This is a genomic window from Massilia sp. Root133, from assembly GCF_001426525.1.
Classification (GTDB): Bacteria; Pseudomonadota; Gammaproteobacteria; order Burkholderiales; family Burkholderiaceae_D; genus Telluria; species Telluria orientalis.
Window position 1 is genome coordinate 190,258 of sequence record NZ_LMEW01000002.1, and the last position, 20,332, is coordinate 210,589.

The 20,332-nt window shown below is 65.8% G+C and carries 18 protein-coding genes; 10 read left to right on the top strand and 8 right to left on the bottom strand.

All coding sequences use genetic code 11. From position 1 onward, the window contains the following. The first annotated feature begins 163 nt into the window (after positions 1–163). Together can and ASD28_RS03595 are read left to right on the top strand one after the other, a co-directional pair. Positions 164–826: a carbonate dehydratase gene (gene can, locus ASD28_RS03590; protein WP_056124096.1), complete on the top strand. Its 663-nt coding sequence runs from the start codon at positions 164–166 to the stop codon at positions 824–826. A gap of 124 nt (positions 827–950) precedes the next feature. Next, positions 951–1,316, top strand: a complete 366-nt coding sequence (locus tag ASD28_RS03595; protein WP_036239243.1) for a nucleotide pyrophosphohydrolase — start codon at positions 951–953, stop codon at positions 1,314–1,316. Here the strand turns inward: ASD28_RS03595 and ASD28_RS03600 are convergent. Further along, complete coding sequence (locus ASD28_RS03600; protein ID WP_056124099.1) at positions 1,295–1,618, bottom strand: hypothetical protein; 324 nt, start codon at positions 1,616–1,618, stop codon at positions 1,295–1,297. The two genes, ASD28_RS03595 and ASD28_RS03600, sit on opposite strands and share 22 nt — an antisense overlap. Next, the gene (locus ASD28_RS03605) at positions 1,618–3,072 is read right to left on the bottom strand and encodes an NAD-dependent succinate-semialdehyde dehydrogenase (RefSeq protein ID WP_056124102.1); all 1,455 of its coding nucleotides are present in this window, start codon (positions 3,070–3,072) and stop codon (positions 1,618–1,620) included. Before ASD28_RS03605 ends, ASD28_RS03600 begins: the two co-directional genes overlap by 1 nt. A 257-nt stretch (positions 3,073–3,329) precedes the next feature. On the opposite strand from ASD28_RS03605, the gene ASD28_RS03610 reads away from it, so the two are divergent. The 3 genes from ASD28_RS03610 (at position 3,330) to ASD28_RS03620 (ending at position 7,054) form a co-directional block, all read left to right on the top strand. Continuing rightward, positions 3,330–4,088 carry a gamma-glutamyl-gamma-aminobutyrate hydrolase family protein gene (locus ASD28_RS03610; protein WP_056124106.1) on the top strand — a complete coding sequence of 253 codons (759 nt, stop codon included), beginning with the start codon at positions 3,330–3,332 and terminating at the stop codon, positions 4,086–4,088. A 125-nt stretch (positions 4,089–4,213) separates the two neighbouring features. Continuing rightward, a complete protein-coding gene (locus ASD28_RS03615; protein WP_056124109.1) occupies positions 4,214–5,584 on the top strand; it encodes a glutamine synthetase family protein in 1,371 nt (456 codons plus the stop codon). A 30-nt stretch (positions 5,585–5,614) separates the two neighbouring features. After that, positions 5,615–7,054, top strand: coding sequence for an aspartate aminotransferase family protein (locus tag ASD28_RS03620; protein ID WP_056124111.1), 1,440 nt, complete (start codon positions 5,615–5,617; stop codon positions 7,052–7,054). 64 nt (positions 7,055–7,118) lie between these two features. On the opposite strand, the gene ASD28_RS03625 is transcribed toward ASD28_RS03620, so the two are convergent. Further along, positions 7,119–8,576 (bottom strand): sodium:solute symporter family protein, encoded by a 1,458-nt coding sequence (locus ASD28_RS03625; RefSeq protein ID WP_200948933.1) that lies wholly within the window; start codon positions 8,574–8,576, stop codon positions 7,119–7,121. Between the two features lie 136 nt (positions 8,577–8,712). Here ASD28_RS03625 and ASD28_RS03630 point away from each other — a divergent pair, with 136 nt between their 5' ends. Continuing rightward, positions 8,713–10,197: an aldehyde dehydrogenase gene (locus tag ASD28_RS03630; protein WP_056124114.1), complete on the top strand. Its 1,485-nt coding sequence runs from the start codon at positions 8,713–8,715 to the stop codon at positions 10,195–10,197. A 328-nt stretch (positions 10,198–10,525) separates the two neighbouring features. Here the strand turns inward: ASD28_RS03630 and ASD28_RS03635 are convergent, their stop codons facing one another. Both ASD28_RS03635 and ASD28_RS03640 read right to left on the bottom strand, forming a co-directional pair. Beyond that, positions 10,526–11,278: a LytTR family DNA-binding domain-containing protein gene (locus ASD28_RS03635; RefSeq protein WP_056124117.1), complete on the bottom strand. Its 753-nt coding sequence runs from the start codon at positions 11,276–11,278 to the stop codon at positions 10,526–10,528. Beyond that, on the bottom strand, positions 11,275–12,315 hold the full coding sequence (locus ASD28_RS03640) for a sensor histidine kinase (RefSeq protein WP_056124208.1): 1,041 nt from the start codon (positions 12,313–12,315) through the stop codon (positions 11,275–11,277). Before ASD28_RS03640 ends, ASD28_RS03635 begins: the two co-directional genes overlap by 4 nt. A gap of 198 nt (positions 12,316–12,513) precedes the next feature. Here ASD28_RS03640 and ASD28_RS03645 point away from each other — a divergent pair, with 198 nt between their 5' ends. Next, entirely contained in the window at positions 12,514–13,860 is a 1,347-nt protein-coding gene (locus ASD28_RS03645) for a glutamine synthetase family protein (protein WP_229412206.1), read from the top strand. On the opposite strand, the gene ASD28_RS03650 is transcribed toward ASD28_RS03645, so the two are convergent. Beyond that, positions 13,861–15,429: a response regulator gene (locus ASD28_RS03650; RefSeq protein WP_056124120.1), complete on the bottom strand. Its 1,569-nt coding sequence runs from the start codon at positions 15,427–15,429 to the stop codon at positions 13,861–13,863. A 148-nt stretch (positions 15,430–15,577) separates the two neighbouring features. Here ASD28_RS03650 and ASD28_RS03655 point away from each other — a divergent pair, with 148 nt between their 5' ends. Together ASD28_RS03655 and ASD28_RS03660 are read left to right on the top strand one after the other, a co-directional pair. Continuing rightward, the gene (locus ASD28_RS03655; RefSeq protein WP_056124123.1) at positions 15,578–16,357 is read left to right on the top strand and encodes a DeoR/GlpR family DNA-binding transcription regulator; all 780 of its coding nucleotides are present in this window, start codon (positions 15,578–15,580) and stop codon (positions 16,355–16,357) included. Further along, complete coding sequence (locus ASD28_RS03660) at positions 16,354–17,526, top strand: MFS transporter (RefSeq protein ID WP_056124126.1); 1,173 nt, start codon at positions 16,354–16,356, stop codon at positions 17,524–17,526. The genes ASD28_RS03655 and ASD28_RS03660 overlap by 4 nt, the downstream gene beginning before the upstream one ends. On the opposite strand, the gene thpR is transcribed toward ASD28_RS03660, so the two are convergent. Together thpR and panB are read right to left on the bottom strand one after the other, a co-directional pair. Next, positions 17,523–18,032 carry an RNA 2',3'-cyclic phosphodiesterase gene (thpR, locus tag ASD28_RS03665; protein ID WP_056124129.1) on the bottom strand — a complete coding sequence of 170 codons (510 nt, stop codon included), beginning with the start codon at positions 18,030–18,032 and terminating at the stop codon, positions 17,523–17,525. The two genes, ASD28_RS03660 and thpR, sit on opposite strands and share 4 nt — an antisense overlap. Positions 18,033–18,041: 9 nt before the next feature. Next, positions 18,042–18,878 carry a 3-methyl-2-oxobutanoate hydroxymethyltransferase gene (gene panB, locus ASD28_RS03670; protein WP_056124132.1) on the bottom strand — a complete coding sequence of 279 codons (837 nt, stop codon included), beginning with the start codon at positions 18,876–18,878 and terminating at the stop codon, positions 18,042–18,044. Between the two features lie 134 nt (positions 18,879–19,012). On the opposite strand from panB, the gene ASD28_RS03675 reads away from it, so the two are divergent. Then, the gene (locus tag ASD28_RS03675; protein WP_056124135.1) at positions 19,013–20,230 is read left to right on the top strand and encodes an anion transporter; all 1,218 of its coding nucleotides are present in this window, start codon (positions 19,013–19,015) and stop codon (positions 20,228–20,230) included. Positions 20,231–20,332: the final 102 nt, after the last annotated feature.

Here is a 20,332-nt window from a genome sequence, read left to right on the forward strand (position 1 = left end):
ACCAGAATATGGTCGATTAGATAACATCGTCATGCCCGCGCACGCGGGAATCCATGCCGCGACTCCCAAGTTGCTACCGTAAGGTTACTCGTGCAACTCGCGGAGCCTCAGCATGGACCCCCGCCTGCGCGGGGGTGACGGTTCTGCTGAATAGGAAAACGCCATGGCAAAGACCCCCACCGGCCTCACCGCCGCAGACCTCTTCGAACGCAACCGTCAATGGGCGGCGTCGATGATCCAGGAGGATCCCAATTTCTTCAAGGACCTGGCCTCCCAACAAAACCCAGAATATCTGTGGATCGGCTGCTCCGACAGCCGCGTGCCCGCGAATGAACTCGTCGGCATGGCGCCGGGCGAACTGTTCGTCCACCGCAACATCGCCAACGTCGTCTCCCACTCCGACCTGAACTGCCTGACGGTGCTGCAGTTCGCCGTCGATGTGCTGAAGGTCAAGCACATCATCCTGTGCGGCCATTACGGCTGCTCGGGCGTGGGCGCGGCGCTGAACAACACCCGTGTCGGCCTGGCCGACAACTGGCTCGGCCACGTGCGCGACGTGCGCGACAAGCACGGCAAATACCTGGGCAACGTCGCCGGTACGGCCGCCACCAACCGCCTCGTCGAACTGAACGTGGCCGAGCAGGTCATCAACATCGCCCAGACCACGGTCGTGCGCGACGCGTGGGAGCGGGGCCAGGACATCACCATCCACAGCTGGGTCTACGGCGTGCACGACGGCCTGCTGCGCGACCTCGGCTGCACCGTCCGCAGCTACGACGAGATCCAGCCGAAGCTGGACAAGATCCTGCAGGGCTACCTCAAGTGACGGGCACGTCGAAACACCTGCTGCGCGTTGCACCGCCGTTCTGCGATGCTCGCTGTACGACTCGTACAGCTGCGCTTCTCGAACAGCATTGCTGCCGCTCGCTACGGTTTTTCGAGGTGCCCTGATGCAGCCCGGCGGCGAACTCGACCAACTGCGCGCCATCGTGCGCCAGTTCGTCGAGGAGCGTGACTGGGACCAGTTCCACACGCCGAAAAACCTCGCGTCCGCGCTGACGGTGGAGGCGGCCGAGCTGCTGGAACACTTCCAGTGGCTGCAGCACGGCCGTGCGGACGAACTCGGCGCAGACAAGCTCGTGGAAGTGCGCCACGAGATGGCCGACGTGCTCGTTTATCTCGTGCGCCTGGCGGACAAGCTCGACGTCGACCTGCTCGCCGCGGTGCAGGAAAAGATGGTGCTCAACCGCGCCAAGTATCCCGCGGATCAGGTGCGCGGTGACGCGCGCAAGTATTACGAGTACAAACCCAGGTAAAACGCCGGCAGTCCGTCGGAATCCTCGATCCCGAGAATATCCATGAATTGCCTGAGCCCCGCGGCGACGCGTTCGCGCGTCGCCGCGGGCGCATCCCGGGCATCCTCCAGCACTGGCTGAAACTGCTTCAGCACCCAGAACTTCGTCGGATGCGTCGCGACCCCGGCGATCAGCCCGTCCGCCACGCGCGCGAGGTCGGCGTCCAACCCGGGCCCGTTGCGGAATGTCCGCAGGGCGTTCAGCGTGCGCGGCACGATGAACAGCGGCGCGTCGCGCACCCGATGAAACGGGTCCTCGGCCATCACATCCCTCCCAGGCAGATGTACTTGATGACGAGATAGTCATCCATGCCGTATTTCGACCCTTCGCGCCCCAGCCCGGATTGCTTGACCCCGCCAAACGGTGCGACTTCATTGGAGATCAGGCCCGTGTTCACGCCCACCATGCCGGACTCGATCTGCTCGGCCACGCGCCACACGCGGCCGATGTCACGGGCGTAGAAGTACGACGCGAGCCCGTACTCCGTCGCGTTGGCCAGCGCGATCGCTTCCTCGTCGGTCTTGAAACGGAACAGCGGCGCCACGGGGCCGAAGGTTTCCTCGTCCGAAATCAGCATCTGCGGCGTGACGTCGGCCAGCACCGTCGGCTCGAAGAAGGTCAGTCCCAGCGGGTGGCGCTTGCCGCCCAGCAGCAGACGGGCGCCCTTGCCGAGCGCATCGGCGATGTGGTGCTCGACCTTCTCGACGGCTTTTTCTTCGATCAGCGGTCCCTGGTTCACGCCCGGCTCCATGCCGTTGCCGACCTTCAGCTTCGCGACGGCGGCCGTCAGCTTTGCGGCGAACGCCTCATAGACGCCATCCTGCACGTAGATGCGGTTCGCGCACACGCAGGTCTGCCCCATGTTGCGGTATTTCGAGGCCATCGCGCCTTCGACGGCGGCATCGAGGTCGGCGTCGTCGAACACGATGAACGAGGCGTTGCCGCCCAGTTCCAGCGACAATTTCTTGACCGTCGGCGCGCATTGTTCCATCAGCAATCGGCCGACCTGCGTGGAACCCGTGAAACTGAGCTTGCGCACGATGGGGTTCGCGCACATCTCCGCGCCGATCGCTTTGGAGTCGCCGATCACGATCGAAAACACGCCCTTCGGCACGCCGGCGCGCTCCGCCAGCACGGCCAGCGCGAGGGCGGAATAGGGCGTCAGCTCCGCCGGTTTCAGCACGATGGGACAGCCCGCCGCGAGCGCCGGGCCGACCTTGCGGGTGATCATCGCGGCCGGAAAATTCCACGGCGTGATCGCGGCGCACACACCGATCGGTTCCTTCGTGACGACGATCCGGCGGTCGCGCGCGGGCGATTCCAGCACGTCGCCCTCGATGCGCTTGCCCTGTTCGCCGAACCATTCCAGGAACGAGGCGGCGTACGCGATTTCTCCCTTCGATTCGGCCAGCGGCTTGCCCTGTTCGGCCGTCATGATGGCGGCCAGGTCGTCCGCGTTGTCCAGCATCAGGTCGTTCCATTTGCGCAGGATGAGGGCCCGTTCGCGCGCCGTCTTCCTGCGCCACGCGGGCCAGGCCGCCTGTGCCGCATCGATGGCGCGCCGGGTTTCCTGTGCGCCCATGTGTGGCACGGTGCCGAGCGTTTCTCCGGTGGCGGGGTTGATCACGGGGACGGTCTTGCCGTCGTCGGCGTCGCACCAGGCGCCGTCGATCCAGGCCTGCTGGCGCAGCAGGGAAGCGTCATTGAGGTTCAGCATGGGTTCCTCGTTGTCATGTCGTTCGGGCGGGAACACCATAGCACGATGCTGACCAAGGCCCCGTTTGTGTTGGCATCGTTCTTCAGTTGACGTTAAGCTTTTGCTACGGGTTACAACAGCGAACCCGCTCGACTAGCAGATCCCAGGGAGCGTTTGCATTGGGAACGCGGTTTCCTTGATCTGAAACAACGGCCACTCGCATTCGGACCACTTTGTACGTATGATGGTTCCTGTGCGCTCACTACAAGGTAGAGACCATGCGCCCGATCGTTTTCGTCCCCGCTTGCACCCGCGATTTCGGTGAACACCCTTACCACGCGGCCCAGCACAAGTATGTCGACGCCGTCGTCCTCGGTGCCGACTGCGCCCCGCTGATCCTGCCGTCGCTGGGGGAAGCGCTCGACCTGGAGACGATGCTCGCGCTGTGCGACGGGATCATGCTGACGGGCTCGGCGTCGAACGTTCATCCAAGCTATTACTCCGAAGAAGTGCTCGACCCGTCGCTGCCGCAAGACCCGGCACGCGACCAGACCACGTTGCCGCTGATCCGCGCGGCCGTGAAACGCGGCATCCCGATCATCGCAATCTGCCGTGGTTTCCAGGAAATGAACGTGGCGCTGGGCGGCAGCCTGTTTCAGGCCGTGCAGGCGGTGCCCGGGCACTTCGACCACCGCGAGAATCCGGAGCTGGGCATGGACGAGCAGTACGGCGATGCCCACAAGATCAAGCTCGTGGAAGGCGGCATGCTGCACCAGATCATCGGTTTGCCGGAAATTCCCGTGAATTCGCTGCATGGCCAGGGCGTGAACGAACTGGCAAAAGGCCTCGTCGTCGAAGCGACGGCGGAAGATGGGCTCGTGGAAGCCTTCTCGGTGAAGGACGCGCCCGGCTTCACGCTGGCCGTGCAATGGCACCCGGAATGGCGCATCGTCCACAATCCCCATTCGATGAAGATGTTCGGCGCATTCGGCGCCGCCTGCCGCGCCTACAGATCAACGAAACGGACACCGTCATGACCCCCGATGCGAAATGGGCGGTCACGCCCGTCCCATAGCTTCCCTGATCCCTGCTCGATCCCACGCAGCCCGCGGGCGGCGCGTTTGCGCTTGCGTGCAATCCATTAACGGACAGAGAGAACATCATGGCTATCCGCGACAATTTTTCATACAACGACATGGACGAGTGGCTCAACGGCAAACGAGTCACCGAAATCGAATGCCTGGTGCCCGACCTGACGGGCGTCGCGCGTGGAAAAATCCTCCCGCGCGTGAAATTCACCGAGGACCGTGGCATGCGCCTGCCGGAAATCGTGCTGGGCATGACCGTGACGGGCAATTCACCGTCCGACGACGATGCCTTCGACCGCGCGATCTCGACCACCGACCGCGACATGATCCTGAAGGCCGACCCGGGCACGATCACGATGGTGCCGTGGGCCGTCGACCCGACGGCGCAGGTGATCCACGACTGCTATTTCTCCGACGGCAAGCTGGTCGATTTCGCGCCGCGCAGCGTGCTGCGCCGCGTGCTGAAGCTGTACGAGAAAAAGGGGTGGAAGCCGCTCGTCGCGCCCGAACTGGAGTTTTATCTGACGGCGAAAAACATCGACCCCGACCTGCCGCTGGCCGCCCCGATCGGCCGCAGCGGGCGCTCCGAGACGAGCCGCCAGGTCTACAGCATCGACGCCGTCAACGAATTCGACCCGCTGTTCGAGGACATCTACGATTACTGCGACATGATGGGCCTCGACGTCGACACCCTCATCCACGAGATCGGCGCCGGCCAAATGGAAATCAATTTCCAGCACGGCGAACCGCTGGGCCTCGCCGACAAGGTCTTCTACTTCAAGCGCACCCTGCGCGAAGCGGCGCTGAAACACGATATGTACGCCACCTTCATGGCCAAGCCGATGGCTGGCGAGCCCGGCTCGGCGATGCACGTGCACCAGAGCGTCGTCGACGCGGAATCCGGCCGCAACATCTTCAGCAATGTGGATGGATCGCCGTCCGACCTGTTCCGCCACTACATCGGCGGCTTGCAGAAATACATGCCGTCCGCGATGGCGATCGTCGCGCCGTACGTGAACTCGTACCGCCGCATCGTGCGCCACACGGCCGCCCCGATCAACCTGCAATGGGGCGTGGACAACCGCACCGTGGGCTTCCGCGTACCCGTGTCCGGCTCGCAGGACCGGCGCGTGGAAAACCGCGTGATCGGCGCCGACGCCAATCCCTACCTCGCCCTCGCCGTTACCCTGGCTTGCGGCTACCTCGGCATCCAGGAACAGCTGGAACCGACGCCGATGGTCGAAGGCAGCGCCTACAAGATGAAGGTCGAGCTGCCGCAAGGCCTGTCCGAAGCGCTGACCCTGCTGCGCGGCGAGGACCGCCTGCGCGACATCCTCGGCGAGCGCTTCGTCGACGTCTATTCCGCGGTCAAGGAACTGGAGCACCAGGAATTTATGACGGTAATTAGCCCGTGGGAACGAGAGCACCTTCTTTTGCACGTATGACCATGCGACGACGACGACAAGGAGATCATCATGACTTTCGACACCATGGCATTCGAGGCAGGCCCGCGCGCGCCGGTCCGTGAGGACCATGACACCCGGACATTGCAACAGCTCGACAGCGCTCACTTCCTGCACCCATTCACCGACCACGGCGCCCTGAGCGCGAAGGGCGCGCGCGTGATGGTGCGCGGCGAGGGCATCTACCTGTGGGATTCGGACGGCAATAAAACCATCGACGGCATGTCCGGCCTGTGGTGCGTGAACGTGGGCTATGGCCGCACATCCATCACGCAAGTCGTCGCACGGCAGATGGATGTTTTACCGTTCTACAACAGCTTCTTCAACACGACGAACGTGCCGGCCGTGAAGCTGGCGGAAAAGCTGGCGAGCCTGGCACCGCCCGGTTTCGAGCACGTGTTCTTCACGAGCTCCGGTTCCGAGGCGAACGACACCGCGCTGCGCATGGTGTGGCGCTATTGGCAGCTGATGGGGCAGCCGGAGCGGCAGATCGTCATCAGCCGGCGCAACGCCTACCACGGCAGCACGATTGCCGGCGCGTCGCTGGGCGGCATGGCCGCGATGCATGCCCAGGGCGCGCTGCCGATCCCGCACATCCACCACATCGAGCAACCGCATTTCGGCGAGCACGGCCGCGGCCTTTCGGAATCGGAATTCGGGCTGCTGGCCGCGGACTGGCTCGAACAGAAGATACTCGAATTGGGGCCGGACAAGGTCGCCGCATTCATCGGCGAACCGGTACAGGGCGCGGGCGGCGTCATCATCCCGCCGCAGACGTACTGGCCGCAGATCCAGCGCATCTGCGACAAGTACGGCATCCTGCTCATCTCGGACGAGGTCATCTGCGGCTTCGGCCGGCTGGGCACGTGGTTCGGCAGCGAGCGCATGGGCACGCGGCCCGACCTGATCCCGTTCGCGAAGGGCGTCACGTCCGGCTATGTGCCGCTGGGCGGCGTGCTGGTAGGCGAACGCGTGGCGCGCGCGCTGATCGAGCGCGGCGGCGATTTCAACCACGGTTTCACCTATTCCGGTCACCCCGTCGCCTGCGCGGCGGCACTGGAAAACCTGCGCATCATCGAGGACGAGAAACTGGTCGACAAGGTCGCGCGCGAGACGGGGCCGCATTTGAAAGCCGCGTTCGCGCGGCTGGCCGAGCATCCGCTCGTCGGACACGCGGAGAGCATCGGCATGACCGCCGGCCTGAACCTCGTGCGGCGCAAGGCTGCGACGGTGCACGACTGCGAACCGTTCGTGCGCGACCTGGCGGTGGGGATGGTGTGCCGGCAGCACATGTTCGACAACGGCGTCATCATGCGCGCCGTCGGGGACCGGATGATCGTCGCGCCACCGCTCGTGATGACCTGTGCGCAGGTGGATGAGATGGTGGAGCGGATACGGTTTTGCCTGGACCGGACGTTGGCGGATGTCGCTGGTCGTGGGTGGCTGGACTGACTTCGGACGGGAAATTGGTTCCCCGCGCAGGCGGGGACCCAAGGAAAAGTATCCAAAGTCGCAGTTATACGCTGACCGCCGTCTTGTGCGGCTCGTGCCGGTTCTTGAGCACCTGCGGCGCCAGCGAGCCGATGAACATGCCCGCGAACGCCGCGAGCAGGCCCGCCAGCTGGCCCGGGAAGACTTCGCCCAGCGGCGAGATCTGCGGGAAGAACACGATCCACGTGGCGATGCCGGCGACCAGCGACAGGATCGCGCCCTGCGTCGTCGCGCGCTTCCAGTACAGGCCGGTGACGAGCGGCACGAAGGCGCCGACGAGCGTTACCTGGTACGCGGACGACACGAGGTCGTAGATCGACGTGCCCTTCATCGCGATGGCGTAGGCCAGCACGAGCGAGGCGAACACGACGATGGTGACGCGCATCGCGAGCAGTTGCTGGCGGTCGCTCATGCCCGGGCGCAGGTTTTTGAGGATGTTTTCCGTGAAGCTCGTCGACGGGGCGAGCAGCGTGGCGGACGACGTGCTCTTGATCGCGGACAGCAGGGCGCCGAAGAACAGGATCTGCATGATCAGCGGCATCTTCGTCATCACGAACGTGGGCAGCACGCGCTGGTAATCGCTCTTGGCCAGTTCCAGCGCATCGTTGCCCATCACGATCACGGCGCACGCGACGACGAACATCGGCACGAACGCGAAGATGATGTAGCTGGCGCCGCCGATCACGGCGCCGGCGCGCGCGGTCGGGGCGTTCTTGGCGGACATCACGCGCTGGTACACGTCCTGCTGCGGAATCGAGCCCAGCATCATCGTCACGGCCGAGCCGACGAAGAAGGCGATGTCGGTGAACTTCGCGTCCGGCAGGAAGTGCCACAGGTTCGCGTTGTTGGCCATGTCGATGACGGCACCGGTGCCGCCGGCCAGTTTCGCCGAGAACACAGCGATGATGGACAGGCCGACCACGAGCACGATCATCTGGATGAAGTCGGTAATCGCGACGGCCAGGAAGCCGCCGATGACGACGTAGATCAGCACGGCGAGCGTGCCGACGATCATGCCGGCCGTCTCCGACATCGCGCCGCCCGTCAGCACGGAAAACACGAGGCCCAGCGCGGTGATCTGCGCCGCGACCCAGCCGAGGTAGGACAGGATGATGGCGGCCGAGCAAAAGACTTCGATGCCCTTGCCGTAGCGGGCGCGGTAGTAGTCGCCGATGGTCAGCAGGTTCAGTTTATAGAGGCGGGCGGCGAAGAACAGGCCGACGAGGATCAGGCAGGTGCCGGCGCCGAACGGGTCTTCCACCAGCGCGCCCAGGCCGCCCTGCACGAATTTCGCCGGGATGCCCATCACGGTTTCGGCGCCGAACCAGGTGGCAAACGTCGTCGTGATCACCATGATCAGCGGCAGGCTGCGGCCCGCGACGGCGAAATCGGACGTGTTCTTGATCCGCGTGCCGGCCCAGACGCCCAGGCCGAGCGTGCCGAGCAGGTAGAGCACGACGGACGTAATCAGGATGGTGTTCATATCGGTGTGCTCCGGGCTCGCAATAGAAAATGCGGGTGGGAAAAATTTCGGATTATAGCGGCAGAAATCGGCGTTTGGATCGATTTTGTTTGCTAGTATCGGCCTGACAACAGGATGACATCTGCACGGAGACAATATGACCACGCCAAGCTGGCATGAACGATCCAGAACGGTGCACATCGACGGCCGCGCCGTCATCGAAGGCCGGCGTGTCGACGCCGCATCCGGCGCCCGTTTCGACAATATTTCTCCCATCGACGGCCGCATCCTGGGCGAGGTCGCCCGCTGCGACGCCGCCGACGTCGACGCCGCGGTCGCCAGCGCCCGCGCCGCGTTCGAGGATGGCCGCTGGGCCCGCAAGCCCCCGGCCGAGCGCAAGCGCACCCTGATCCGCTTCGCCGACCTGATGCTCGCGCACGAAGACGAGCTGGCCCTGCTGGAAACCCTCGACATGGGCAAGCCCATCCGCTACAGCAAGAGCGTGGACGTGCGGCTCGCGCAGAACTGCATCCGCTGGTATGGCGAAGCGATCGACAAAATCTACGACCAGGTTGCGCCGAGCCCGCAGGACAGCCTGGCCCTCATCACGCGCGAACCGGTCGGCGTCGTCGCGGCGATCATCCCATGGAATTATCCGATGCTGATGGCTGCGTGGAAGATCGGGCCGGCCCTCGCGGCCGGCAACAGCGTCGTGCTGAAGCCGTCGGAAAAGGCGCCCCTGAGTTCCTTGCGGCTGGCCGAGCTGGCGCTGGAGGCCGGCGTGCCGGAAGGCGTGTTCAACGTGCTGCCCGGCTATGGCGACGAAGCCGGCCGCGCGCTCGCGCTGCACATGGACGTCGACTGCATCGGTTTTACCGGTTCCACGCGCGTCGGCAAGCAGATCCTGCAGATGGCGGGGCAGTCGAACCTGAAACGCGCGTGGACGGAACTGGGCGGCAAGTCCGCCAACATCGTGTGCGCGGACTGTCCCGACCTCGACGCGGCCGTCGCGGGCGCCATCGGCTCGATCTATTTCAACCAGGGAGAAAGCTGCAACGCGCCGTCGCGGCTGTTCGTGGAGGAATCGATCCGGGAAGCCTTCCTCGACAAGGCCCTCGCGTTGATCCCGCAGTACGCGCCGGGCGACCCGCTCGACGAATCGACCGTGATGGGCGCCATCGTCGATGCGATCCAGATGAAGACGGTGCTCGGCTTCATCGACGACGGCAAGGCGGCCGGCGCGCGCCTGCTCGCGGGCGGCCATGCGGCACGCGCGGAGACCGGAGGTTTGTACATCGAACCGACGCTGTTCGACAGCGTGGAGTCCACGATGCGCATCGCGCGCGAGGAAATCTTCGGGCCCGTGCTGTCCGTGCTGTCGTTCACGGACCTCGACGAGGCGGTGCGGCAGGCCAACGCGACACCGTATGGCCTGGCGGCCGCCGTGTGGACGGCCGACATGAGCCGCGCGATCCGCACGTCACGCAAGCTGCGCGCGGGCACCGTGCACGTGAACCAGTACGACAACGACGACATCACGGTGCCGTTCGGCGGCTACAAGCAGTCGGGCAATGGGCGCGACAAGTCGTTGCACGCGTTCGACAAGTACACGGAACTGAAGACGACGTGGATTCAAATCTGACCCGTATACCCAAGACCGTCGCCCCAGCGAAGGCCGGGGCCCCAGGTTCGTTGCATGCCACTGCGCTCAATACTTGGATCCCCGCCTGCGCGCACTAGTGTCCGGAATATTGTTTTCAAAAACCGTCAGAAATAGCATCGTCATTCCCGCGCAAGCGGGAATCCATACTGAGTATGCTAACTACGTGTTCCCGCTTTCGCGGGAAGTCGTTTCCGGCAATGCCGGGAACGACGGTTTTTCCCTATGGCGGGCCGATTTTCGACGGTAAAAATTATTCCGGACAGCAGTGCGCTTGCGCGCGGACGACGTTGGTTGATTGCGCGTCTGATTAAATCGCCATCTCCCTGAGCACCTTCGACGCTTCCCGGCTCGCCGTGAGCACGGCCCCGTCGCGCATCGTGATCTCGAGCTGCGACTGGTCGTCCGCGCGCATGGAGTCCACGAAGTCGAGGTTCACGAGCGCCGAGCGGTGGATGCGGATGAAGCGGCCCGGGTCCAGCTGGGCTTCCAGTTCCGAGATCCCGATGCGCACGAGGAAGGTGTGGCCGCGCGCGGCGATCGCTGTGTATTTCGCATCCGCCTTCAGGTAGGCGATCTCGTTCACGGACAAGGGAAAGATGCGGCCGCGGTCGCGCACGAGGATGCGTTCGATACGGCTCGGCACACGATCGACCGCCAGCGTGAGCGCGCCGCCGATGACGTCGGGCGCGGGGACGGACGATCCCGGCGTCTCCAGCAGGCGCGCGACGGCCGCGTCGAAGCGGGCGCGCGTAAAAGGTTTCAGCAGGTAGTCGACGGCGTTCAGTTCGAATGCGGTGACGGCGTACTGGTCGTACGCGGTCGTGAACACGATGTCCGGCACGACGGTCAGGCGGCGCAGCACGTCCAGGCCCGTCATCTCGGGCATCTGGATGTCCATGAAGACGATGTCGGGGCGGATGCGGTCGATCTGCGCGAGCGCGCTGGCGCCGTCCGCCGCTTCGCCCACGAGGCGCAGGCCTGCGTGGGCGTAGATGAAGTCGCGCAGGACGTCGCGCGCGAGCGGTTCGTCTTCCGCGATGAACACGGTCCGGGCATTCATGTGAATTCCTTGTCGTTGGCGGCGAGGGGAATGGCCATCGTGACGACGAAGCCGGCGCCCGGCGCCGTGTCGATGGCGAGTCCCTCCTCGGTGCCGTATTCCAGTTGCAGGCGGCGCTCGACGGTGCGCAGGCCCAGGCCGTTCGACGCGCGCACGCGTCCGATGTCGGCACCGGGGCCGTCGTCGCCGACGGACAGCACGAGCCTGCCCGTGTGCACGTCGAGGCGCGTGCGGATCAGCAGGCGGCCCGGCCGGCTGTGCGGGTTGAACGCGTGCTTGATGCTGTTCTCGACGAGCGGCTGCAGCGACAGCGCGGGCAGCAGGTGGCCGGAGGCGGCATCGTCGAGCTCCCAGTCGACGTGCAGGCGCGCGCCGAGGCGCAGGCTTTCCAGTTCCAGGTAGTCGCGCACGAAGCGCAGTTCGTCGTCCAGCGTCACGCGGTCGTTGCCCGTCTTTTCCGTGTCCAGCACGTAGCGCAGCATGTCGGAAAACTGGAACAGCGCGGTCTCCGCGGCGTTCGGGTCCTTGCGGGTGAGGGCGATGATCGAGTGCAGCGTGTTGAACAGGAAGTGCGGATTGAGCTTGCTGCGCAGCGCGTTCAGCTCCGTCGCGACGAGCAGCGCGTGCGCCTGCTGCACGGCGACTTCCTGCCGGCGGCGCGCATCGTTGGCGCGGATCATGTGGAACGCGGTGGCGATGACGCCATAGCCCATCATCGAATACAGCACGGGCCACACGTAGAACGACAGCGGCTGCGTCGTCTCGTAGATCAGCGCCGGCAGCGCGTACGACAGGATGGCGTACGTCGGCGCGCCCACGCCGTGGATCAGGCAGCGCGTCGCGAACGGGACGTGGCGGCGTTCCATCCAGCCGCTGAGCGGCCAGTGCAGGGCGAGCACGAAGGCTTGCGGCACGATCCACAGCATCGGGATCAGGCCGCGCCAGTTGTAGCCGTGCTGGCTGGAGTCGGCGAGCCGCAGCACGACCGCGAGCAGCACCATGTACGCAAGCCAGGCGCAGGCGTAGTTACGCCACATGCGGGTGGTTTTCGGCTGTGTCGTGGTCGTCAGCTGTTCCATTCATAAAGTATGACGCAGGACGGCGCCCGGCGGAATGGCGATGACGCGAAGTGCGGTAACACGGCAACGAATTGCAGAAACGGGGCCGTCCGACCCGCGCGCGGCCTAATAATCGCCGATGCTATATTGACCCGCATCGAGTCAAGCGAGAGTGTGATGGATTCCGAAGCGCATAATCCGATGCGCAATTTTCTGCGCGAACACAATATCCACGAAGTCGAGTGCGTCATCGCCGACATGACGGGCATTGCCCGCGGCAAGATCCTTCCGAAAGACCTGTTCCTGGCGGGCGAGCACATGCGGCTGCCGAAGAGCGTGCTGCTGAACACAGTCCACGGCGAACAGCCGAACAATACGCCGTACGTCGGCTCCATCGATCCCGACATGGTCTGCGTGCCCGACCCCGCCACGATCCGCGTCGTGCCGTGGGCCACGGAGCGCGTCGCGCTCGTGATCCACGATTGCACGAACTTCGACGGCACCCAGGTCGACCTCGCCCCGCGCTCCGTTCTGCGCCGCGTGCTGGGCCTGTACGCCGAACGGGGCTGGCGGCCCGTCGTGGCGCCCGAAATGGAGTTTTATCTCGTCGCGCGCACGACGAATCCGCACGAGCCGTTGAGCCCGCCGACGGGCCGCAGCGGCTTCACGGAGCAGGGCCGGCAATCGTATTCGATCGATGCCGTCAACGATTTCGATCCGTTCTTCCTGGAACTGTCGGCGTTCTGCAAGCAGCACGAGCTCGGCGTCGAGACGCTGATCCACGAGGCCGGCGCGGGCCAGATGGAAATCAATTTTACGCACGGGGACGCGCTGGAGCTGGCCGACCGCGTGTTCCTGTTCAAGCGGGCCGTGCGCGAGACGGCGCTGCGCCACGGCATCTTTGCCACCTTCATGGCCAAGCCGATGGAGACGGAGCCGGGCAGCGCCATGCACGTGCACCAGAGCATCGTCGACGCGGACGGCCGCAACATCTTTTCCAACGACGACGGGACGGAAAGCACGCTGTTCCGCCACTTCATCGGCGGGCTCGAACGCTACGTGCCGGCGGCGACGCTCCTCTTCGCGCCGCACGTGAATTCCTACCGGCGCCTGTCGCGCTTCCAGTCGGCGCCGATGAACGTGCACTGGGGCTACGACAACCGCACGTGCGGCATCCGCATCCCGAACTCGAGCCCGGCCAGCCGCCGCGTGGAAAACCGCGTGCCGGGCGTGGACGTGAACCCGTATCTCGCGATGGCGGCCACGCTGGCCTGCGGCTTCCTCGGCATGGTCGAAGGGCTGGAACCGCCGGCGCCGACGCCGGAAAGTGCGGAGCACATCCACGGCGACCTGCCGCGCAATCTCGAGGATGCGATCCTGCAGCTGCGCGGGTGCCCGGCGCTGGCCGACATGCTGGGGCCGTTGTTCGTGCAGGCGTTCTGCGAAGTGAAGGAGCTGGAGTTCGCGACGTTTTCGCGCGTGATCAGCTCATGGGAGAGAGAACACCTGATGTTGCTGGTGTGATCACACGCACGGCAGGGTGATGGTCAGGCGCGTGTGCCCATCGCCCGTCTCCATGGTGGCGTCGCCGCCTTGCACTTCGGCCATCAGGCGGATCGAATAGGTGCCGAGACCCATGCCGCCCTGCTTGCCGGCCGTGGCGTACTTGTCGAAGAAGCGGCCGCGCATGGTGAGCGGAACCTCGCCCTCGTTGTCGATCACGACGTGCAGGCTGCCGGGGCCCGGCGCCACGTCGACCTTGATCGTGCCGCCCGGCGGCGCCGCCTCGGCCGCGTTCTTGAAGGCGTTCGAGAACATCGAATAGCACAGCAGCGATTCGCCCAGGCAGACGGTGTCGCCCGGCGCGGCGAAGCGGATGGCGATGCGGCGGTCCGTGAACGCGAGCTCGGTCTGCTGGGCGACGCGCGACAGCAGCGCTTTCATGTCGAACGGCTGCAGCGCCGGCTGGTACTCGCCCTTTTCCATTTTATGGATGTCGAGCGTGCGGTTGATCATGTCGAGCGCGTGGTTGGCGGCCATCTCGATCATGTGCGCGCGCTCGCGCTGCGCATCCGGCAGGTCGCCCGCGAGCAGCGCCTGGCTCGCGTGCAGGGTGACGGCGATGGGGCTCTTGAGGTCGTGGCGCGTCATCCGCTCCACGTCTTCGCGCAGGTGCGCGTTCTCGATCAGCAGTTCGTTCTGGCGCTTCAGGTCGCCCATCGCCGTGGCCAGCGCCAGATGTGTTGCGATGCGGGCCTTCAGGATCGTCGGGTCCGCGGGCTTCGACACGTAGTCGACGGCGCCCAGGCGCAGGCCGCCCACGATATCGTCGACGGCGTCTTTCGCGGACAGGAAGATGATCGGGATGTGCGCCGTCCTCGGATCGGCTTTCAGGTGGCGGCACGTCTCGAAGCCGTCCATCACGGGCATCATGATGTCGAGCAGGATGATATCGATGGGGAAGGCCCCGGCGATCTCCAGCGCCTTGCGGCCGCTGATCGCCACCTTGATCGCGTACTCGTCCTTCAGCGCGCCGGCCAGCACCTCGATGTTGGTCGGGACGTCGTCCACGATCAGCACCGTGCAGCGCTTCAGGCGCTCGGCCAGCGGGGCCTGCAGGCCGATGACGTCGGCCTGGACGGGCGTCGGCTTCAGCACCGGCGGCGGCGCGGAATCGGGCCGGGGCACGGGTTCCGGCGCAGGCTCGGACTCTTGCACCGTGCCGATCATCGCCATGAACTTGCTGGCGAAGCTGTGCACGGTGAACGGCTTGATCATGTACGCGTTGACGCCGGCCTGCAGGGCGCTGCGCACGGAGGCGGGATTGGCCTCGGCCGTCAGCATCATGAAGGGCGTCTTCGCATAGCGCGCGTCGTGGCGCATCCAGTGCAGCAGGTCCAGGCCGCTCATCACCGGCATGCCCCAGTCGCCGATGACGATGTCGATCGTCTGCTTGCGCATGAGGTCTTGCGCGGTCTTGCCGTTCTCGGCCTGGAACACGTTGGAAAAGCCGAGTTCCGTCAGCACCTGGCGCACGGCGGTGCGAATCAGGAGATAGTCGTCGACGATCAGGATGGCAGCGGACTTATGCATATTGTTCTGATAATGAATGCAGGGAGTGTAGCAATGATTAGGCCGTCAACCAACCATCAGACCGCTCGTATGCATGAATGTGCATGTTTGCATTGATTCTTGCTGGTTTATGCGTAAACGTGTACAGTGCTGCGCAAAGGAGAAACCTATGCAATTAGCGGAAGAACGACGGCAGCACATCGTCGACACGGTCGAGCAGCAGGGCAAGGTGCTGGCGGCCGAACTGGCGCAGCGGTTCAACACTTCGGAAGACACGATCCGCAGAGACCTGCGCGACCTGGACGCGGCGGGCCTCTTGCGCCGCGTGCACGGCGGCGCGATGCGGCGCACGCAGCCGGTACCCAGCTTCGGCCAGCGCGTCGATGCCGACGAAGCGCGCAAGGAGATGCTCGCGCGCGCGCTGGCCGACAGCGTGCGGCCGGGCGACACGGTCCTCGTCGATGCCGGCACGACCAATCTCGCGTTCGCGCGCCAGCTGGAAGACGGCCGCGCCGCGACCATCATCACCAACAGTCCGCAGATCGCTCTTGGCCTCGGCCACCTGCGCATTACGCGCGTCGTGCTGCTGGGCGGCGTGTATTCGGCCCACGTCGGCGCCGTGATGGGCGCGCAGACGCTGGCCGAGATCCAGCGCCTGCGCGTGGACGTCGCGGTCGTGGGCGTGTGCAGCGTCGAGGCCGAACGGGGCCTGGGCGCGAGCGACCCCGAGGAAGCCATCCTCAAGCAGGCCATCCTGGCTGCGGGCAGCCGGCGCGTCGTCGCCGCGCTGAACGAGCGGCTGGAAGCGCCCGCGCCGTTCCCGATCGCGCCGCTGGCGGACATCGACCGCCTCGTGCTGGAAGCGGATGCCGCGCCCACCGTGGTCGCGCGCCTGCGCAAGGGCGAGCGCGCACCTGAAATCGTACTCGCAGCAAGGAGCCGCGCATGAGCCGCATCGACGACACACTATCCCTCCAACGGGCGCCGGCCGCCAGCGTGAACGCCGCGCGCTGGTCGGTTTCCACTATCTTCCTGCTGAACGGCGCCGGCATCGGCGTGTGGGCCGCGCACGTGCCGCTCGTGCAGGCACGCGCCGGCATCGACACCGGCGTGCTCGGCTTCCTGTTGCTCACCATCGCGGGCGGCGCGATCTCCGCGATGCCGCTGTCCGGCTGGATGGCGGGGCGCTGGGGCACGCGCGCCGTCGTCGTCGGCAGCGGCCTGCTGTTCGCGCTGATGAGCGCCGTGCTGATGAACGTGAGCGGTCTCTTGCCGCTGTTCCTCGCGGCCTACGTGTTCGGCGCCAGCAACGGCGTGCTGGACGTGGCGATGAACGCCAACGCGAGCGAAGTCGAAGCGGCGCGCGGCATCCCGACGATGTCGTCGTTCCACGGCTTCTACAGCCTCGGTGGCCTGATCGGCGCGGCGCTCGGCGGCGTGTTGATCGGCGCGGGACTGGGCGACGGCCGCGGTGCCATGATGGTGAGCTGTGGCATCTTCGCCGCCGTGGTGTCGTGCGGCGGGCGTTTGCTGGTCGTCCCGCCGGTGCCGCATGCGAGCCATTTCGCCTTGCCGCGCGGGCCCGCGCTGTTCCTCGGCCTGCTGGCCCTGCTGTGCTTCGCCATCGAGGGCGCCCTTGTCGACTGGAGCGCGCTGCTGCTGAAGGAGCGCACGCAGGTCGACGCGGCGACGGCGGCCCTCGGCTACTCGGCGTTCTCGGTGACGATGGCCGCGTGCCGTTTCGCGGGCGACCGTCTCGTGCTGCGTTTCGGTCCGCTGCGCGTGATGATCGTCGGTGGCCTGGGCATGTTCGCGGGGTTGATGCTGGCCGTCGTCAGCACGCAATTCTGGCTGTCGGCGCTGGGCCTCGCGCTGATCGGGCTGGCCGCGGCGAACGTCGTGCCGCTGATCTTCGCGGCGGCCGCGCGCATGCCGGGGATGTCGGCCGGCGGCGGCCTCGCGACCGTCGCCACGCTCGGTTACGCGGGCCTGTTGATGGCGCCGCCGCTGCTCGGGGCGATCGCGGCGCACACGAATATCGCCGTGGCGCTGGGCATCCTGTCGTTGTCGGGGATCGTGATCGCGGCGAATGCGCGGATCGTGAAGCGTAATAATTAACGGTATTCGCGCAGCACCGTGTAGGTGCCGGCGTGCGATGCGACGAGGGCGTAATGCGTCACCGCCCAGTCGATCGCGGGACCGGCGGCGGGCATGACCGCCCCGTTCGCCCGGCGCGCCATCGTCACGTGCGGCCGGTAGGCGCGGGCTTCCGGCACGAGGCCCAGCGCCAATAAGGCATCCGACAGGCGCGCATGCAGGTCCAGCAACCCTTGCGGTTCGCTGTGCGGCTCGATCCACGCGATGCCGCTGCGCTGCAGTGCGGGGCGGCCGAACTGCAGGTCGAACGGTTCGAAGGGCACCTGGAAGCCATCCAGGAATTCGGGCAACCGCGCGGTGGGCTGGTTGCCGAGGAAGTGCAGGGTCACGTGCAACTTGCTGGCGTCTACCGGCGTGGCGCCGCGCGGCCACGTCCATGCATCGCGCCACGCGCGCAACTGGTCACGCACGGGCTCGATCGGCCACAGGGCCAGGAAGAGGCGGGTGGTGTCCGGCTGCGCGCCCATGGCCGGAAATCAGAAGCAGTGTTCCGGCGCCGGGAAGCTGCCGTCCTTCACGGCGGCGACATAGGCCTGCACGGCCGCGTCGATGCTCGTCTGGCCTTCCATGAAGTTCTTCACGAAGCGCGCCTTGCGGCCCGGGAAGACGCCCAGCAGGTCGTGCATGACGAGCACCTGGCCGGAGCAGTCCGGACCCGCGCCGATGCCGATCGTCGGCACCTGCAGGATGCCCGTCACTTCCTTGCCCAGCGCCGCGGGCACGGCTTCCAGCAGCACCATCGCCGCGCCGGCTTGCTGCAGCGCCAGCGCGTCGCGCTTGAGCTGTTCCGCGCCTTCGTCCGTCTTGCCCTGCACGCGGTAGCCGCCCAGCTGGTGGACGAATTGCGGCGTCAGGCCGATGTGGGCGCAGACGGGGATGCCGCGCTCGGTCAGGAAGCGGACCGTTTCGGCGAGCCACTCTCCGCCTTCGATCTTGATCATCTGGGCGCCTGCGCGCATCAGCGCGGCGCAGCTGTCGTAGGCCTGAGGTAGGGTGCCGTAGCTGCCGAACGGCAGGTCGGCCAGCACGAACGCGTTCTTGCGGCCGCGTACGACGGATGCCGTGTGGTAGGCCACGTCGGCCACCGTCACGGGCAAGGTCGAGTCGTAGCCGGCGCACACCATGCCCAGCGAGTCGCCGATCAGCAGGATGTCCACGCCGCAGCGGTCCATCAGCGACGCGAAGCTGGCGTCGTAGCAGGTGAGCATGGCGATCTTGTCGCCGGACGCGCGCATCGCCAGCAGCGAGGGCAAGGTCACGGCCTTGCGTGCCGGTGCTTCGTTCGTCGAGGTGCCGCCCAAGTAAGCGCTCATAGGTTTCCTTTGCAAATCAAATAAGCCGGGGGATCGCCCCGGAGTGTCACGCGCCCCGGGCAGGCATGCGGTCACAGGCGTGCCCGGTATGGTTTGTTAAGATGCGCGATCTTACCTGAAATCGCCACATCCCAATGGCCACGACCATCCTCATCATCTTCCTCATCGTCTATCTTGGCATGATCCTCGGCGGCCTGCCGTTCCTGCGCCTCGACCGGACCGGCGTCGCGCTGCTCGGGGCGATCGCGCTCATCAGCATCAATGCGCTGACGCTGGAGCAGGCGGTGGCGTCGATCCATTTGCCGACGATGGCGCTGCTGTTCGCCTTCATGGTCGTCTCCGCGCAGATGCGGCTGGGGGGATTCTACGACTGGGTCACGCAAAAACTGGCGGGGCTGGCGCTGAGTCCCGCCAGCCTGCTGGGCGTGCTGATAGGCGTGTCCGCCGCGCTGTCGGCCGTCTTCAGCAACGACATCGTCTGCCTCGCCATGGCGCCGCTGCTCGTCGATGCGTGCCGCCAGCGCCAGCTCGCGCCGGTCCCGTATCTGCTGGCGCTCGCATGCGCCTCCAACATCGGCTCGGCCGCGACCCTGATCGGCAATCCGCAGAACATGCTGATCGGCCAGACGATGCGGCTGTCGTTCGACGGTTACTTCCTCGACGCGATCCTCCCGGTCGCACTGGGCCTCGCCGCCTGCTGGGTGCTGATCGCCTGGCAGACGAAAGGGCGCTGGAAAGAGCGCGCGGCCGCCGCCGAATCCCAAGCCGCAACGGTGCCTTTCGATGCGTGGCAGACGACGAAGGGCCTGCTGATCGCGGGCGCGCTGCTGGTGGCGTTCCTCGTCGCGCCGTGGCCCCGTGAGCACATGGCGCTGATCGGCGCGGGCATCCTGTTGATGAGCCGCCAGCTGCGTTCGCAGAACATGCTGGGCCTCGTCGACTGGGAATTGCTGGTGCTGTTCATGAGCCTCTTCGTCGTGAACGCCGCGTTCCAGAGCACGGGCTTCACGGACCATGCGATCACCTGGCTCGCGTCGCTCGGCGTGCGGCTCGACCAGCCGGGCGCCTTGTTCGCCGCCACGTTCGTGCTCTCGAACCTGGTCTCGAACGTGCCCGCCGTGATGCTCCTGATGCCCGTCGTGCACCATCCGCTGGGCGGCGTCATGCTGGCGCTGGTCAGCACCCTGGCGGGCAACCTGCTGATCGTCGGGAGCATCGCGAACATCATCGTCGTGGATGCGGCGGCGCGGCGCGGCATCGTCATCGACTGGCGGCGCCACGCGCGCGTGGGCGTGCCGGTCACGTTGATGACGCTGGCCGTCTCCGGCGTCTACCTGGCGCTGCGCTTCTGAACGGTGGGCGCCAGGCTTTTGCCATAAATAGTTCTTTTGAGCTGCAATTGAATTGCTAGCTAATAGCAAAATGATTGCTGGCAGATGGACTTCCCGTGATAG

Excerpts from the sequence above, each read along its gene's own strand:
- ASD28_RS03640 (WP_056124208.1), bottom strand. The coding sequence starts at position 12,315 with ATGTGGCGTAACTACGCCTGCGCCTGGCTTGCGTACATGGTGCTGCTC.
- ASD28_RS03625 (WP_200948933.1), bottom strand. The coding sequence starts at position 8,576 with ATGAACACCATCCTGATTACGTCCGTCGTGCTCTACCTGCTCGGCACG.
- can (WP_056124096.1), top strand. The coding sequence starts at position 164 with ATGGCAAAGACCCCCACCGGCCTCACCGCCGCAGACCTCTTCGAACGC.
- panB (WP_056124132.1), bottom strand. The coding sequence starts at position 18,878 with ATGAGCGCTTACTTGGGCGGCACCTCGACGAACGAAGCACCGGCACGC.
- ASD28_RS03620 (WP_056124111.1), top strand. The coding sequence starts at position 5,615 with ATGACTTTCGACACCATGGCATTCGAGGCAGGCCCGCGCGCGCCGGTC.
- thpR (WP_056124129.1), bottom strand. The coding sequence starts at position 18,032 with ATGGGCGCGCAGCCGGACACCACCCGCCTCTTCCTGGCCCTGTGGCCG.
- ASD28_RS03615 (WP_056124109.1), top strand. The coding sequence starts at position 4,214 with ATGGCTATCCGCGACAATTTTTCATACAACGACATGGACGAGTGGCTC.
- ASD28_RS03635 (WP_056124117.1), bottom strand. The coding sequence starts at position 11,278 with ATGAATGCCCGGACCGTGTTCATCGCGGAAGACGAACCGCTCGCGCGC.
- ASD28_RS03660 (WP_056124126.1), top strand. The coding sequence starts at position 16,354 with ATGAGCCGCATCGACGACACACTATCCCTCCAACGGGCGCCGGCCGCC.
- ASD28_RS03645 (WP_229412206.1), top strand. The coding sequence starts at position 12,514 with ATGGATTCCGAAGCGCATAATCCGATGCGCAATTTTCTGCGCGAACAC.
- ASD28_RS03595 (WP_036239243.1), top strand. The coding sequence starts at position 951 with ATGCAGCCCGGCGGCGAACTCGACCAACTGCGCGCCATCGTGCGCCAG.
- ASD28_RS03630 (WP_056124114.1), top strand. The coding sequence starts at position 8,713 with ATGACCACGCCAAGCTGGCATGAACGATCCAGAACGGTGCACATCGAC.
- ASD28_RS03655 (WP_056124123.1), top strand. The coding sequence starts at position 15,578 with ATGCAATTAGCGGAAGAACGACGGCAGCACATCGTCGACACGGTCGAG.
- ASD28_RS03650 (WP_056124120.1), bottom strand. The coding sequence starts at position 15,429 with ATGCATAAGTCCGCTGCCATCCTGATCGTCGACGACTATCTCCTGATT.
- ASD28_RS03605 (WP_056124102.1), bottom strand. The coding sequence starts at position 3,072 with ATGCTGAACCTCAATGACGCTTCCCTGCTGCGCCAGCAGGCCTGGATC.
- ASD28_RS03610 (WP_056124106.1), top strand. The coding sequence starts at position 3,330 with ATGCGCCCGATCGTTTTCGTCCCCGCTTGCACCCGCGATTTCGGTGAA.
- ASD28_RS03675 (WP_056124135.1), top strand. The coding sequence starts at position 19,013 with ATGGCCACGACCATCCTCATCATCTTCCTCATCGTCTATCTTGGCATG.
- ASD28_RS03600 (WP_056124099.1), bottom strand. The coding sequence starts at position 1,618 with ATGGCCGAGGACCCGTTTCATCGGGTGCGCGACGCGCCGCTGTTCATC.